The following is a 15,763-nucleotide window of genomic DNA, read 5'->3' on the forward strand; positions in this document are numbered from 1 at the left end:
CGCGCCCTACGTCAGCCGATGTTGTCGACCGCTGCCTTCGCGCGTGCAAGCGTCTGCTGCGCGGTGCCGTCGTTCTTCTCCAGCGTCGTCTTCAGCAGCTGGATGATGTTCCTGACCTCGGTGGAGGTGTTGTTCCAGCGGATTTCCTTGCCGTGGTACTCGTCCGCCACACCGTCCGCGGCGAAGTCCAGCATCGCTGCCTTCACCTGCGCGTCCCGCGCCGAGATCACCTGCTCCAGGCGGGCGATGACCGCCTGGATGTTGCCCTGCGCCTCCGTGGACGCACCCGTGTCGTAGGAGCGGCGGTCGCTGTCCGTGGCCATAGTCGATTACTCCCCGTGGAATGAGATCCGAGCCTGCGAGTGGAAAGAGGGGCGGTCAGCCGCGACCGGAGAAGCGGGCGGCGTCGAAGTTCGCCGATGCCATCTGCGACCTCGCGTTCTCGCCCTGCTCCTGGTCACCCTCACCGAACGCGGCGTCCATCCCCGACTGGCCACCGAGCAGCGCGGCCAGAGAGCCGTTCAGCGCCGCGGTGATCTCGTCCGAGCGGATCTTGAACGAGTCGAACGCGGCCTTGCCGGCACCGTTGAACTTGCCCTCCAGGGGCTGCGCCGCCTGGATCAGCTGATTGATCAGCGTGCCCAGGTCCGTGCTCGACTCCGAGGAGCGCGACATCAGGTTCGTCAGAACCGATGCCCCCATGTCGAACTTCATCAGGTTCCCCCCACCAGACTGAACAACCGTACGAATCACCATGTCTATCAACCCGGACATCGCTGATGCAATCAGCAATCAGGTCACTGTGACCATCCCAATACACTTCGGCGGAAGACCCCCGTCACGCACCCTTCAGATGCCGCATCAGCCGCTCGTAGTCCTGCCAGCCCGCCAGGTCCGACGGATCGCCCGGCAGGGGGTAGTACAACGCGGGGCGTGCCCTGGGGCCGAGCTGAACGGGCTTCGCGGTCAGGGGCGTACGCCGGGCACGGTCGCCCGGTATCGCGCGGACCTCGTCGGCGCCCAGCACGAAGGCCACCGGGACGCCCGGCCCTTCGAAGCGGGGAGGCACCGCGAGGTCCCGGCGGGCTTTGCGGACCTGTACGAGCATCGACTGGAGCCGGTGGCGCGTGGCGAGCACCTCCGCGGCCCGGGGCAGCGCGTCCAGCGGCATCTCCTCGTCGGCGCCGTAGCCGAACGCCAGCGTCACCTCCTCCTCCACTCCCGCCGTCGTGCGGGTGACGCGCACGGTGGCGAGCCCGGGGCGTTCCGGGGTGCCGACGACCACGGTCCAGGTCGGCCGGGGGGCCCGTTCGAAGGCGAGGTCCGTCAGACGCTGCGGTGACCAGGGAAGGTTGGCGGGTTCGGCCGTCCCCCAGCCCGCCGGGGGCGCGCCGGTGAGCTCGCGCCACACCGACTCCAGGCCGCCGCCCAGCACCAGTCGGTCGTCGGCGGGGTGGATCGAGCGGAACGTCAGTGCCAGCTGCCGCTCGCCGGTGTCCGACACCTCTCCGTAGGACGCGGCGACCGGGCTCCGCGGATCGTCCGCGGTCGAACCGGGGCCTTCGACCGGTGCGAAGATGCCGTCCTGCCAGCGCAGCACGGCACCCGACAGCCCGTCGTAGTAGCCGTCGCGTTCGTCCTGGACGATCCAGCGCGACGGCCACGTTCCCAGGAGGTGCCGAGCGGCGGGGGAGAGTGTCGTGCCGGACGGTGCGACGACCTGGAGTCCCAGCCCGGCCTCCGTGGCGGCCCGGTAGGCGTCCGCGAGCCATGCCGTCAGGGCGACCACCGGACGGTCCTGGATGACGACCGCGACCTTCTCGGTGAGTACGTCGACGGCGGGGACCGCGGCGGCCGGCGTGGGCGCCACGCTCACACCGTCGGTCGGCACCACGGCCAGCGAACGGGCGGCCTCCGGGGGCCAGGCGGAGCCGCCGGCCAGGTGGGCGAGCCGGGCGGCGAACGTGCCCGCGAGCTGTTCGGCCTCCGTGACACCTGTGGTGGCGCGGGCCTCCGTCCACCAGAACGGGACAGCCGGCGCCGTGGCCCCGAGCAGTCGCTCCGCCTCGCCGGCCACCTGGACGAGCAGCGGTGCCTCGACGGAGACCAGGGGACGGCCCTCCGGGTCGCAGAGCTGTACGACGGCGCCGTCACCGTGGGTGCCCACCAGCTTGTCGGGACCCCCGGAGAGCAGCCCCACGAGCACGGTCCACGGGTCGGGCATGCGGGTGGTGAGGGCGATGACGTCCTTGGTCATTGGGTCGTCCGGTCCTTCGTCGTTCGTGGAGGTGTGCCGGTGGTCAGCCGGGCGTGTACACGGTCTGTATCAGGCGGTTCGCGTAGCCCCGGCGGATCAGCACGCCGCGTCCCGGCGGCTGTCGGGTGGCGTACACGCCAGGGAACAGCTGGCCCTCGCTGCGGTCGCCCGTCATGAGGACGGCCGAGGCACCGGACTCGCGCAGGCCCTGCACCAGCGGCTCGTACATCCCGCGCGACGCACCCGCGACGCGGCGCGTCAGGACGAAGTGGAGGCCGATGTCCACCGCGGACGGAATGTACGGCAGGAACGGCGAGAGAGGCGACTGGCCGGCCGTCGTCAGTACGTCGTAGTCGTCGATGAGGACCACGATCCGCGGACCGCCGCCCCAGTTGCCGGGCTCCAGGTCCTCGACGGGCGTGCTGCCGTCGGGCAGCCGCTTCTCCAGCTCGGTGGCGATCCCGGCCGAGAGGCCGGAGCACAGCTTGGCGTTGTACGCGTAACCGCCCCTGAACTCCTCGGGGATCGCGCCGCGCAGACTCCGTCGAGGGTCCATCACGGCGAAGACCAGCTCGTCCTCGCCGTAACGGTCGATCAGCCCGGCGGCGACGGTCCGCAGGAGATTCGTCTTCCCGCACTCGCTGTCACCCATGACCAGCAGGTGCTGGTCGTGCTCGAACAGATCCAGGAGGACGGGCTCCAGCGCCGTCTGGTCGACGCCGATCGGTACCCTCCGGGGCTCGGCGGCAGGGCCCGGCAGCAGGTGCGGTTCCAGCACGTGCGGCAGGACCCGCACCGGCTGGGCGACCTCTCCGCTCCATGTGGCGCGGACCGTACGGGCCGTGCGCTCCAGGACCGCTCCCAGGCCGGTGGCGTCGGCGAGCCCGTCCGTACGGGGCAGAGCCGCCTGGGCGAAGAGCTTGCCGTCGGTGAGGACGCGGCCGGGCTCGTCGGGGGACAGGGTCTGGGAGAGCTTGCGGTCGATGCTGGACTCGCCCGGGTCGTTCAGCCGGAGCTCCAGGCGGGTGCCGAAGGTGGACTGGGTGGCGATGCGTACGTCGTTCCAGCGGAGCATGCCCGCGACGACGTGGATTCCGTAGCCGCCCCCGCGCTTGAGGATGTCGACGACGGCGTCGTCCAGTTCCTCGAAGTCGTCGCGCAGCGCGCCGAACCCGTCGATGACGAGCACGATCTCGGCCGAGGCGAGCTGAGGCAGCCTGCCCGCCGCGTGCAGGGTGCGCAGCTGCTCGACGGAGTCGATGCCGTGCTCGCGGAAGAGCTCCTCGCGGGTGGCGAGCATGTTCCGCACCTCTTCGACCGTGCGTCCCGCGCGCTCGCGGTCCGCACGGCCCGCGACACCGCCGACGTGGGGCAGGCCCGACAACGCCTGGAGGCCACCGCCCACCAGGTCGAGGCCGTAGACGCCGACCTCCTGCGGGGTGTGGGTCAGCGCGAGCGAGAGGACGAACGTACGCAGGAGAGTCGTCTTGCCGGACTGCGGGCCCCCGATGAAGGCGGCGTGACCGCCGGCCACGGTCAGGTCCAGGAACCACCGGCCCTGCCACTGCTTCGTCGGGTCGTCGAGCAGACCGAGCGGCACCTGGAGCGGGCCCCGGCGTCCGGCGAGCTGCATGCCGCGCGGGCCGGCGTCCAGCGGGCCCGCCACGCTGTCCAGGGTGAGAGCGGCCGGCAACGGCGGCAGCCAGATGCTGCGCACCGGTCCGGCGGCACCCTCCAGCTGTCCGACGACGACGCCCAGCTCGGTCGGCCCCGTCTCGCGGCGCCGCGTCGAGGGCTCCTGCGGGCCGGAATCGCCGGATGCGGAGAAGGTGTTGAACGCCTCGTACTCGAGGGCCAGCGGGCCCGTCTCCTCCTCGTCCGCGCGCTGGACGGGACCTCGGTAGCCCCCCGAGACGTAGCTGGCCTTGAAGCGCGCGTAGTGGCTGGTGTCGACCTTGAGGTAGCCGAAGCCCGGCAGCGGCGGCAGATGGAAGGCGTCCGTGGTGTCCAGGACCGTGCGGGACTCGTCGGCGGAGAAGGTGCGCAGACCGAGCCGGTAGGAGAGGTAGGTGTCCAGGCCCTTGAGCTTGCCGCCCTCGATGCGCTGGCTGGACAGCAGCAGATGCACGCCGATGGAGCGGCCGATACGGCCGATGGACAGGAACAGGTCGATGAAGTCCGGCTTGGCTGTGAGGAGTTCACCGAACTCGTCGATGACGACGAACAGGTGCGGCAGCGGGTCCAGGTCGGGCCGCTTCTCGGCGCGCAGCGCGGCGTAGTCACCGATGTCGGCGACGTTGCCCGCGTCCTTGAGCGCCTGCTGGCGGCGCTTGACCTCACCGGCGAGGGAGGCGTGGACGCGCTCGACGAGACCTGCCTGGTTCTCCAGGTTGGTGATCACACCGGCGACGTGCGGCAGGTTCGCGAACGGTGCGAAGGTCGCGCCGCCCTTGTAGTCGACGAGGACCAGGGCAAGGTCCTCCGGCGGGTGCGTGGCCACCAGGGCGAGGACCAGGGTGCGCAGCAGCTCCGACTTCCCGGACCCCGTGGCGCCGACGCACAGGCCGTGCGGACCCATGCCGAGCTCCGAGGACTCCTTCAGGTCGAGGAGTACCGGTTCGTGGGAGTCGCTGATGCCGATGGGCACGCGCAGGAAGGCGCGTTCGCCGCGCGGGGCCCAGAGCCGGGACAGGTCGAGCCGGGCCACGTCGTCGATGCCGAGCAGGCCGGCGAAGTCGACGGGGCCGGACAGCGGAGCGTCGACGAGCGACTCGGCGGACAGGCGCAGCGGTGCCAGCATCCGGGCCAGACCTTCGGCGAACGGGATGCCGACCTCGTCGACGGTGCCGTGGGCGCTGACCGGTTCCTGCTCCCGCAGGTCCTCGATGAGCACTTCGGTGCCTTCGACGGTGATCCGGATGCCGACGTGCCCCGGTTCCTGGACGCGCTGTTCGAGCAGATGCAGGACCGTGACGCCCATGTCGCGCAGCCCCACAGCGTCATCGGGCCGCGGCAGGTCGACTGCGTCCTCACCGTGGCCGTCGGTGACGACGAGCAGTCGGGAGGTCATGGACAGGGCGTCCTTGCCGGCCAGGCCACGGCGCAGCTCGGCCGCGTAGGAGGCGCGGCGGCGGAGTTCGGGGCCGAGCTGCCGGGCGAGCTGGGGGGCGGACGGGGCGATACGCCGGGCGGCGACCGGGCCGTCCAGCTGGTCGGGGTCCAGCAGGTGCGGCAGCCACTTGGCCCACTCCCAGTCGGCGACCCGGTCGCCGGGCACGGCGAGAGCCATCGCCACGTCGTCGGGGGCGTGGGTCGCCGCCGCTTGCACGAGGAGGGCGCGGACCACCCGCAGGCAGTCCTCGCGGGGGCCGACGACGCTGATGTTGCCGACCCGGTCGAGCGGGACGGTGAGCGGGAGTTCGGTGCCGGTGCGGAAGCGGGTCATCAGCGCCGACGCCTCGTTGAGCATGAAGAGGTCGGGCGGGGTGAGGACCGACGAGCCCTGGTCGGCGATCCTCAGATCACGTACGGGCATCTCGCCGGTGCCCAGCCGCACCCGGAGGAAGTCGGCGTCGACACGGCGGCGCTCCCACAGACGGGCCGGGTCCCGCACGATGTCGTAGAGGGCGTGCGGCGGCGGGTTCAGTACGTCGGCGAGCTCACGGCGCGCCCGCTCCTCGCCCGAGAGTTCCTCCCGCAGGTCCTCGACGTAGGCGAGGTAGGCCTCGCGCTGGGTCCGGCGGGTGCGCTGTGCCTTGCCGCGCTGCGAGAAGAGCAGCGCGACGGAGCCGATGACCGTGACGACCAGGATGATCGCGCCCAGAGCGGCGAACTGGCTGTTGCGGACGACCGTCATCATCACGACCGACGACATGACCCCGGCGACGGGCAGCAGCGACATCGCGATGTTGCCCGCCTTCCCCTCGGGGAGGTTGGGCGGGGCCTCGATGATGCGTGCCTCGGTGGCTGCCGGCGGCCGGGTGGTCCTGGCCGGGCGGTGTATCAGTCGGGTACTCATGATCGTCCGTCACTCGCGGTCGGGCTCGGGCTCGGCATGGGTCAGCGACGCTTCTGCGAGAGCTGGAAGACGTCCGCGGCGAGGCGGGTGGCGGCCTGCCTCGTCGAGCGGGCGAGCAGCTCCGTGCGGATGGCGCCGCCGGCGGCCAGATGCCGGTCGTAGGGGAGGACCTGGACGCTCGCGCCGGTGGATCCGAGCTTCTGCGCCGCCTTGCCGAGGTCGATCCCGGCGCGGGGCGTCTGCTCGGTGAGGACGACGACCGTGCCCTCGATCACGTGGCGGGGCAGCCCCTTCACCCACTCGAGCACGTTGTACGTGCTCGTGACGCCCTCCAGGGTCGCCGGGGCGGTCAGCACGCGGGCCTGGGAGGCCGAGAGCGCGACCCGGGCGACCTCCGCGGGCAGCGTCTCGCAGTCGACGACCGTCACCCCGAAGTAGCGCCGCAGGGAGACCATGACCCGTTCGTACGCCCTCGTGTCCAGCATCGCGCCGATCCGGCCCTGGCTTCCGGGCAGGAGCCAGGCGTTGTCGGGAAGTTGGACGAGGTAGCCGGTGACGTCCAGCAGCGACATCTGCGGTTCGACGATGTCCGCGACGTCACCGGTGGTCCAGCGCAGGGACTGGGAGCCGAGCCTCAGTGGCAGCGAACCGAGCGCCGGATCGGCCTCCACGAGGAGGACCGGGTCCTGCCGGTAGTGGGCGTACGTGGTGCCGAGCAGTGCGGCGACGGTCGACTTGCCCGCGCCGCCCCGGATGGAGGTGACGGCGATCTGGCGGCCGGTCGTCACAGGCTGCTGGAGCCGCTCGGCGGTGCGGGTGATCTCGGCGACCTCGCGCGCGGCGGAAGAGGAAACGATACGGCGCAGGGCATGTGCGGCACGTGCCGCGAAGGGCTCCCCATGGCGCGGCTTGCGTACCGCCCCGGCCAGGCCGTCGTCCACCACCGGCCGGGAGTCGGGGGTGCTGCGGGGAGCCCGGGCACCAGGCGTGTACGGCGCCGGAGCAGGCCGTTCCTGGCGTTGGTGAGCGGCCTGAACGTTTTGACCGGGCGCACCCCTCGCAGGGCCGGCGTCCGGCACCGGGGCACCGGGGGCGGGGATGTCCGTGCCCTGCGAGTGGGCGCCGACGGCGTGTGCCGCATCGCCGGGGCGACGACCGCCACCGGGGGCAGCGCCTCCCAGGTCGCGCAGTACATCGCCCTGCCAGTTGTCCGCGTTCGGCATCTCTGCCCTTCTTCTCCGCCGTGGTGCCCCTGCCGGAGCGTCCGCGCGTTGACTCAGAACTTGTTGAGCAGCTGTCCGAACACACCGAACACGCCGACGGCGAGCGGGAAGAGACCCACCATGCCGATGGATTCGACCAGGTCGGCCGTCCGACGGAGCCGGACCCGCACGTGCTCCGGCGGCTGCACAGCCAGGACGAGCAGCGGCAGAACCGCTGCCCCGCCGAGCACGACGATCGGCCCGGCGCTCCCGCCGTGCTGCATCCACAGCATCACCAGGCGCACGACGAGGACCGTCGCGGCGGCGAAGAGCGCGACCACTTCCGCGACCAGGGGAAAGGCGCGTGCCCGTGACAGGAGGACCACGGTGACGACCGAGGTCAGCACCACGGTCCACACCGTCTGCGTCTCGGCCCGGGTGATCAGCCAGCCCGCGCCTGCAGCCGAGACCGAGGTGGCCAGGGTCGCGAGGGCGAGGCCGCGATGCGTGGCCGCGAGCGCGTTGCCCACCTCGTGACGGCTGACGGAGACGCCGCCCGAACGGCGGTCGTCGAGTGCGGTCAGCCCCGACGCCATCAGGGCCAGGCGAGGCAACAGGCCGAGCAGGACGACGGAGACGACCGCCATGACGGCACCGAGCCGGGCCGGGTCCCCCTGAACGGCGGCGACACCCTCCCACACCACGGTGAGCGCGGCAGTCGCCACGGCGCCGATGAGCCCGCCGCGGCCGAGCGGGGAGAAGTAGCCGAGCATCACCAGCGTCAGGATCACCGCTCCCGCGACGGCGGCGAGGCGCAGAGTGCCCGGCCAGTCGTAGGCGTCGGCCGCGGTCCACGCGGCGAGGGTGCCGATCGCGCCGGAGAGAAAAAGGAGCGCTGTCGCCAGGCCCCGGTTCCCCTGTCCCGCCTTCGCGACGACGGCACCGGCCGCCATGAGGACCGATGTGACAACGGTGAGGGAGCCGGCCAGGGCGCCGAGCGGGAATTCGCGGCGGGCGAGCAGCGCGGCGATCACCGCGAAGACGACGGTCGCCACACCCCCGGCCGCCCGGCGCGCGGCGGGACGCCAGCGCCACGCCCGCAGATCGAGGTCGTCGGCCACCTGGTCGGTGACGTCGTGCACCACGGGCGCCGGCGGCGCGGAATGCGTCCTGACGAGCCGGAGTACGGCGCCGTCGGCTATCCCGGCCGACGCCAGGGTGCTGTCGTGCGGCAGTGCGGAGCCGTCGGACGTCATCAACTGCCGTGTCAGCGGGCGCGAGGCGATCCGGTCGTCGAGTACCTGGAGGATGTCCGGGAGCAATTGACCGATCGGGGTGTCCGACGGAAGGACGATGTCGGCCCTGCGTCGTTCGCCGACCAGGGTCACCCGGCTCAGTTCCGTCCGGGAAGTTATCGCTGTGGTCACCACTTACGGGAACCTATCATCACGGCTTCGAGAGCTTTCGTGGCTAAAGGGGCGTACCGGTAACCGTGGTCTTTTCCGTGCTCAATCCGAGGGAATCATCCGGTATTTGCCGGAATTCCGTGAGTGGTTCCCTCGCCTCCGGTCAGCCGTTGTGGTCGTACCGCTGGGCCTGGCGCTGCTGCTTTTCCTGCTCGGCCTTCTGTTTGTCCAGCGTGTGCTGGAGGAATGACCATCCGACACAGCCCGCGCACATCACGGCCGCGATGGCGATTCCCGCGAATACCTTCCCGAGCCGCTCATCGGCGGTCCGCCGCGCACGTTGCGCGCCGAACAGCAGGGCGTCGCGCATTCTGCGTCGGCGTACCCCTACCGACTCCAGTAGCTGACTGTCGTAATCCCGTGCCATTCGTCGTCCGTCGCCTCGGTCGGTCGTCGCGTCAGTCGGTCGTCCTGAAACATAAGGCACGCGTCGGTGAGGAGCACATCTCAGGGGCGGTTTCAGGGCGGGCTCACGGTGTGCGGCCCCGCAGCGCGAACCACAGCTCCGTCCGTACGTCCATGTCGTCCAGGTCCGTGTCCAGCAGCGCCGCGCACCGGGCGATGCGCTGGCGGACCGTGTTGCGGTGGACCTTGAGCGCGACCGCCGTGCGGTCCCAGCTGCCGTGGAGGCTCAGCCAGCAGCGCAGGGTCTCGGCCAGGGGGTCGGTGAGCGGGGCCAGGAGGGCGCGGGCGTGGGCCTCGGCGCGGTCGGCCGGGATGAGGCCGGCCAGGCCCCCGGCGCCCGGGCGGTGGGTGCCGAGCGGGGTGCGGGTCGCCTCCGCGTGGCCGAGGGCGCGGGACGCCTGGGTGTCGGCGTCGGGCAGGGCGGTGACCGGGGCGGGGCCGGAGACGCCGAGGGTCCAGCCGGGCTGCGGGGCCACCGCCTCGTGTGGACAGGGAAGCAGGATCCGTACGGTGTCGCGGTCCACCTCCGACAGTGCGGAGCCCAGTGCCGCGCCCAGGGCTCCCGCGTTCAGCGCGTCGGCCGGGGTGCCGTCGGCCCGCCGGGCGTGGACCACCGTCCAGTCGTCGCCGTCCCCGTCGCCCAGCAGCGGGGCCACGTCCTGCGGGGCCGCGCCCAGCAGGAGACGTACGAGTGCGGCCGAACGCCCCGCCGCGTCGGCGCCCTGGTGCGGGGCGGTGAGCAGGGACAGCAGCACCACGGCGATCCCCGCGACGGTGTGGTCACCGGAGTCGCGGCGGGGTGTCGCCAGGACGAGGGTCAGCCCCTGGCCGCCGCCGAGCGCGTACGCGAACAGATGGGTGTCGCCCCGGGTGTCGGTCGCGGACGACGGACTCGGTTTACGGGAGGGGGAGGAGGGCGTCCCGGGCAGGGCCGCCGGTGTCACGACCCGGGCCAGCCGGGCCAGTGCCGCCCGCACGTCCGGGGCCGGGTGCCCGCCCGCCGCGTGCAGCACCCCGCCGTCCGCCGTGAGGAGCGCGACCCGGCCCTCCAGCTGCACGGCGAGCTGCCGCAGCACCGCCGGTACCGGATCGGGGCGGGCCGCCGCCGTCGCCAGGGCCTGCTGCGCCCGGGTGACCCGGCGCAGCTCCCGGTGCCGCGCCTCCGCCATGAGCCGCCAGACCGCCCGGGCGATCGTGGTGAAGCGGGTCTCGGGCGGCACCTCCACCAGCGGCAGGCCGTGGTGCTCGCACGCCTCCACCAGGGCGGCCGGCACCGTGTCGTGCACCGGCGCCACCCCGAAGCCCAGCGCCGAAGCCCCCGCCTGCACGAGCCGGGCGACGTAGGTGTCCGCGTCCGCCAGCTGGACCCCCGCGGTCAGCAGCAGTTCACCGCCGAGCAGATACGGATACGGGTCGGCCATCTCCGAGGTGTGCACCCACAGCAGATCCGCGTGTTCCGGGCCGGCGATGCGACGCAGGCCGAGTTCCTCCCGGGCCAGCAGCTCGGCCAGCGGGATGGGAGGGGTGGGGGGCCCGGCGGGGGAGTCCGGCATGGATGTTCCATCCACTCATGGGGTCGAGGATGGAGGAAACGTACACTTCAGCGTCGGCTTCCGGCCACCTACCGTCTCCATCACCACATCCGGCCCCTGAGCGGAAAACGAGACGGAGGAAGCCCATGGCTGTCGACTACGCGGTGATCGTCGTCTATCTGGCCGGCATGCTCGCCATGGGCTGGTGGGGCATGCGCCGCGCCAAGTCCAAGAGCGAGTTCCTGGTCGCCGGACGGCGGCTCGGCCCCTGGATGTACTCCGGCACCATGGCCGCGATCGTCCTCGGCGGAGCCTCGACGATCGGCGGCGTGGGCCTCGGCTACCAGTACGGGCTCTCCGGCGCCTGGATGGTCTTCACCATCGGCCTCGGGCTGCTCGCCCTGTCCGTCTTCTTCTCGGCCCGCATCGCGCGGCTGAAGGTCTACACCGTCTCCGAGATGCTCGACCTGCGCTACGGCGGCCGGGCCGGTGTCATCTCCGGGATCGTCATGTGGGCGTACACGCTGATGCTCGCGGTCACCTCGACCATCGCCTACGCCACCATCTTCGACGTCCTGTTCGACGTGAACCGGACCGTCGCGATCATCCTGGGCGGCACCATCGTCGTCGCGTACTCGACGCTCGGCGGCATGTGGTCGATCACGATCACCGACATGGTGCAGTTCGTCGTCAAGACGATCGGCGTCCTGCTCCTGCTCCTGCCGATCGCCGTCGTCAAGGCCGGCGGCTTCAGCGAGATGAAGGCGAAGCTGCCCACCGAGTACTTCGACCCGCTGGGCATCGGCGGCGAGACGATCTTCACGTACGTCCTGATCTACACCTTCGGCATGCTCATCGGCCAGGACATCTGGCAGCGCGTGTTCACCGCCCGCAGCGACAGCACGGCCCGCTGGGGCGGGACCGTCGCCGGCACCTACTGTCTGGTGTACGCGCTCGCCGGTGCCGTCATCGGCACGGCCGCCAAGGTGATGTACCCGAAGCTGCCGAGCGCCGACGCCGCGTTCGCGACGATCGTGAAGGACGAACTGCCGGTCGGTGTGCGGGGCCTGGTGCTGGCCGCCGCGCTCGCCGCGGTGATGTCGACCTCCTCCGGCGCGCTCATCGCCTGCGCGACCGTCGCCAACAACGACATCTGGTCGCGGCTGCGGGGCGTGGTCGCCAAGGAGGACGGCGACGAACGGGACGAGGTGAAGGGCAACCGTGCCTTCATTCTGATCATGGGCGTCGCCGTCATCGTGATCGCCATCGCGCTCAACAACGTCGTCGAGGCACTGACCGTCGCCTACAACCTGCTGGTCGGCGGACTGCTGGTGCCGATCCTCGGCGGTCTGCTCTGGCGCCGGGGCACGGCGGCGGGCGCCCTCGCCGCGGTCGCGGTCGGCGGTGCTTCGGTGATCGGGCTGATGGCGGGATACGGGATCCTCGCCAACGAGCCGGTCTACTACGGACTGCTCGCCTCGCTCGCGGTGTACGTCGTCGTCTCGCTGGCGACGAAGCCGACCGACCCCGCCGTGCTGACCGCCTGGCGCGAACGGCTGGCGGGACGCGGAACCGAGGAGCCGGCCACCCCGGACCCGGTCACCGTCTGACCGACGACCGGCGACCGGCGACCGGCGACCGACGGAACAGGGGTCCGAACGGGCCCTGGCAGACTGAATACCGTATGAACGCCCACAAGGCGTGCATGACCGAACGAAAGGCACCCGCACCCATGAGCAGCAACGAGACGCCGCGCGGCCCCGTCGACTCCTCCCGCGTCCCGCGGTACGCCGGACCCGCGACGTTCGCCCGGCTGCCACGGCTCGACGAGGTCGGCTCCACCGACGTCGCCGTCGTCGGCGTGCCTTTCGACACCGGCGTCTCCTACCGTCCGGGTGCCCGCTTCGGCGGCAACGCGATCCGGGAGGCCTCCCGCCTCCTGCGCCCCTACAACCCGGCGCAGGACGCCTCGCCCTTCGCCCTCGCCCAGGTCGCCGACGCGGGTGACATCGCGGTGAACCCCTTCGACATCAACGAGGCCGTCGAGACCGTCGAGGCCGCCGCCGACGACCTGCTCTCCACCGGCGCCCGGCTGATGACGCTCGGCGGCGACCACACCATCGCGCTGCCCCTGCTGCGTTCGGTCGCCAAGAAGCACGGCCCCGTCGCCCTGCTGCACTTCGACGCCCACCTGGACACCTGGGACACCTACTTCGGCGCGGAGTACACCCACGGCACCCCGTTCCGCCGCGCCGTCGAGGAGGGCATCCTCGACACGGAGGCCCTGTCCCACGTCGGCACCCGCGGCCCGCTCTACGGCAAGCAGGACCTCACCGACGACGCCAAGATGGGCTTCGGCATCGTCACCTCCGCCGACGTCATGCGGCGCGGTGTCGACGAGATCGCCGACCAGCTGCGGCAGCGCATCGGCGACCGGCCGCTCTACATCTCCATCGACATCGACGTCCTCGACCCCGCGCACGCACCCGGCACCGGCACCCCCGAGGCCGGCGGCCTCACCTCGCGCGAACTCCTGGAGATCGTGCGCGGCCTCTCCTCCTGCCACCTCGTCTCGGCCGACCTGGTCGAGGTCGCCCCGGCGTACGATCACGCGGAGATCACCTCCGTCGCCGCCTCCCACACGGCGTACGAGCTGACGACGATCATGTCCCGCCAGATCGCGGAGGGCCGCACCAAGTGAGCCACGACCACGACGACCGGCCGCAGCTCACCGCCGCGCAGGCGGAGGCGGCGCTGAACCCTCCGCCCGGCCGCAACGGCGGTGACCTGGTCGTCGAGACCCTCCAGGGCCTCGGCGCCACCACCGTCTTCGGGCTGCCCGGCCAGCACGCGCTCGGCATGTTCGACGCGCTGCGGCGCTCCTCACTCTCGTACGTCGGGCTGCGCGTCGAGAACAACGCGGGCTTCGCCGCCGACGCCTACGGCCGGATCACCGGTGAGGTGGCGCCCCTGCTGCTGTCCACCGGTCCCGGCGCGCTGACCTCCCTGGCCGCGCTCCAGGAGGCGGCCGCAGCGTCGGCGCCCGTGCTGGCGATCTCCAGCCAGATCCCCACCGCGGGGCTCGGCGGCGGACGTCACGGCTATCTGCACGAGCTCCGCGACCAGAAGGCCTCCGTCCGCGACATCGTGAAGTCCGTGCACACCGTCCGCACGGCGTCGCAGATCCCCTCGGCGATCGCCGCCGCCTGGGAGTCCGCGCTGACCGCCCCGCACGGCCCGGTCTGGGTGGAGATACCGCAGGACGTGCTGCTCGCCGAGACGGTCCTGCCCGTCGTCAGCGCCCTCGACGCGACCCCGCGCGAGCTGTACCCGCGCCCGGAGCTCACCCTCGCGGCGGCCCACCTGCTGTCGAACGCCGAGCGTCCCGCGATCATCGCGGGCGGCGGAGTCGTACGCTCCGACGCGGCCGGCAAGCTGCGCGCGCTCGCGGAGAAGCTCGACGCCCCGGTCGTCACGACCTTCGGCGGCAAGGGTGCCTTCCCCTGGGAACACCCGCTCTCGCTCCGGTCCTGGCTGGAGGACCGCTACACCACGGACTTCCTGGAATCCGCCGACGTGCTGCTGGTCGTCGGATCGGGGCTCGGCGAGCTCTCCTCGAACTACCACACCTTCGCCCCGCGCGGCCGGGTCATCCAGATCGAGGCCGACGCCGGGAAGCTGGAGTCCAACCACCCCGCACTCGGCATCCACTCCGACGCCCGGGAGGCCCTCGCCGACCTCCTCGAAACGGTGGAGCCCCGCGAGGACGCCACAGCGGCCGAACGGGTGCGCGAGCTCCTGGAGCGGGTCCACGACCGCATCGCGGCGCAGGACCTCACCCTGGAGCAGCAGGTGCTGGCCTCCGTCCGCGAGGCGCTGCCCGACACGTCCCCCAGCTTCTGGGACATGACGATCCTGGCCTACTGGGCCTGGTCCGCCTTCGACGCCCGCCACCCCAACACCATGCACTCGGCGCAGGGCGCGGGCGGCCTCGGCTACGGCTTCCCGGCCGCGATCGGCGCGGCCGCCGCCGACCGCACCAGGCCCGTGCTGGCGGTCTCCGGCGACGGCGGCGCGATGTACTCGATCGCCGAGCTCGCCACCGCGCGGCAGTACGACCTGCCCGTCACCTGGCTGATCGTCGACGACGGGGGTTACGGCATCCTGCGCGAGTACATGACGGGCGCCTTCGGCGAGGCCACGGCCACCGAGCTCTCCCGCCCGGACTTCGTCGCCCTCGCCGAGTCCTTCGGCGTCCCGGCGGTCCGTACGTCGCCGGAGTCCCTGGCCGCCGACCTCGGCAAGGCCCTCGCGGCCCCCGGCCCGTCGGTGGTGGTGCTCCCCGCCCTGCTGAGGATGTTCGAGCCGACGCACCTGTAGCCCGTCCGCTGCGGCCGGATGGGAGCGGACAGCCCGTCGTCCGGCCGCACCCGCCGTCAGACGGCCTTGGCGATCTCCGCCCTCTGGGCCGTGATCCCGGCCTGGAAGCGTTCCTGCAGAGCGGCGTCGCGCAGACAGCCGGGCAGCTCCCGTCCGGTGGGCAGCAGATCCGGGAGGGACCTGAACACCGTGGCCGCAGGGCTTCCCTGCCCTCGTCTCCCGGCGTCCACCAGATACTTCCCGGCCTTGTGCAGGTGATCGATCAGGTGTTTGGACGGCTCCTTGGCCAGCTTCCGAAGGGTTTCCTGCCTGCCCAGGGAGTGGTGCTCCCCGATGCCGAGCCTCTGCAACTCGGCCAGTGCCGCGTACAGCCTGCCGCAGAGGTAGGCATCCGCCTCGATGTCTCTCGCCATCGACGTCCCCGTCCTGTGGTTCCGGTGTGCGGGCTCATCCATACCCCCGTGGTCCTAGGACCACCCCGCCCCCGCCTCCGCCCATCGGCC

The 15,763-nt window shown here is 71.8% G+C and carries 12 protein-coding genes; 3 read left to right on the top strand and 9 right to left on the bottom strand.

From position 1 onward, the window contains the following. Window positions 1-11 precede the first annotated feature (11 nt). The 8 genes from P8A20_RS23375 to P8A20_RS23410 form a co-directional block, all read right to left on the bottom strand. Window positions 12-323 (bottom strand): pore-forming ESAT-6 family protein, encoded by a 312-nt coding sequence (locus P8A20_RS23375; protein ID WP_147963524.1) that lies wholly within the window; start codon window positions 321-323, stop codon window positions 12-14. 55 nt (window positions 324-378) lie between these two features. Continuing rightward, on the bottom strand, window positions 379-714 hold the full coding sequence (locus tag P8A20_RS23380; RefSeq protein WP_099172702.1) for a hypothetical protein: 336 nt from the start codon (window positions 712-714) through the stop codon (window positions 379-381). Window positions 715-838: 124 nt separating this feature from the next. Further along, window positions 839-2,257: a DUF6177 family protein gene (locus tag P8A20_RS23385; protein WP_147963523.1), complete on the bottom strand. Its 1,419-nt coding sequence runs from the start codon at window positions 2,255-2,257 to the stop codon at window positions 839-841. 43 nt (window positions 2,258-2,300) lie between these two features. Next, a complete protein-coding gene (eccCa, locus tag P8A20_RS23390; protein WP_306104188.1) occupies window positions 2,301-6,275 on the bottom strand; it encodes a type VII secretion protein EccCa in 3,975 nt (1,324 codons plus the stop codon). Window positions 6,276-6,316: 41 nt separating this feature from the next. After that, on the bottom strand, window positions 6,317-7,498 hold the full coding sequence (locus P8A20_RS23395; protein ID WP_306104189.1) for a MinD/ParA family protein: 1,182 nt from the start codon (window positions 7,496-7,498) through the stop codon (window positions 6,317-6,319). Between the two features lie 53 nt (window positions 7,499-7,551). After that, window positions 7,552-8,892, bottom strand: coding sequence for a type VII secretion integral membrane protein EccD (gene eccD, locus P8A20_RS23400; RefSeq protein WP_306105189.1), 1,341 nt, complete (start codon window positions 8,890-8,892; stop codon window positions 7,552-7,554). A gap of 154 nt (window positions 8,893-9,046) precedes the next feature. Then, on the bottom strand, window positions 9,047-9,310 hold the full coding sequence (locus tag P8A20_RS23405) for a hypothetical protein (protein WP_147963520.1): 264 nt from the start codon (window positions 9,308-9,310) through the stop codon (window positions 9,047-9,049). A 103-nt stretch (window positions 9,311-9,413) separates the two neighbouring features. Beyond that, entirely contained in the window at window positions 9,414-10,901 is a 1,488-nt protein-coding gene (locus tag P8A20_RS23410) for a PucR family transcriptional regulator (RefSeq protein WP_306104190.1), read from the bottom strand. 125 nt (window positions 10,902-11,026) lie between these two features. On the opposite strand from P8A20_RS23410, the gene P8A20_RS23415 reads away from it, so the two are divergent. From P8A20_RS23415 to P8A20_RS23425, 3 genes are all read left to right on the top strand, one after another. After that, window positions 11,027-12,490, top strand: a complete 1,464-nt coding sequence (locus P8A20_RS23415) for a sodium:solute symporter family protein (protein WP_306104191.1) — start codon at window positions 11,027-11,029, stop codon at window positions 12,488-12,490. 122 nt (window positions 12,491-12,612) lie between these two features. Continuing rightward, window positions 12,613-13,581, top strand: coding sequence for an agmatinase (gene speB / locus P8A20_RS23420; RefSeq protein ID WP_306105190.1), 969 nt, complete (start codon window positions 12,613-12,615; stop codon window positions 13,579-13,581). Then, window positions 13,578-15,260, top strand: coding sequence for a thiamine pyrophosphate-binding protein (locus tag P8A20_RS23425; protein WP_147963517.1), 1,683 nt, complete (start codon window positions 13,578-13,580; stop codon window positions 15,258-15,260). Before speB ends, P8A20_RS23425 begins: the two co-directional genes overlap by 4 nt. Window positions 15,261-15,316: 56 nt before the next feature. Here P8A20_RS23425 and P8A20_RS23430 read toward each other — a convergent pair whose 3' ends face one another. Beyond that, a complete protein-coding gene (locus tag P8A20_RS23430) occupies window positions 15,317-15,673 on the bottom strand; it encodes a hypothetical protein (protein WP_306104192.1) in 357 nt (118 codons plus the stop codon). Between the last annotated feature and the right edge of the window lie 90 nt (window positions 15,674-15,763).

Origin of the sequence: Streptomyces sp. Alt3 (genome assembly GCF_030719215.1) — a bacterium.
Classification (GTDB): Bacteria; Actinomycetota; Actinomycetes; order Streptomycetales; family Streptomycetaceae; genus Streptomyces; species Streptomyces glycanivorans.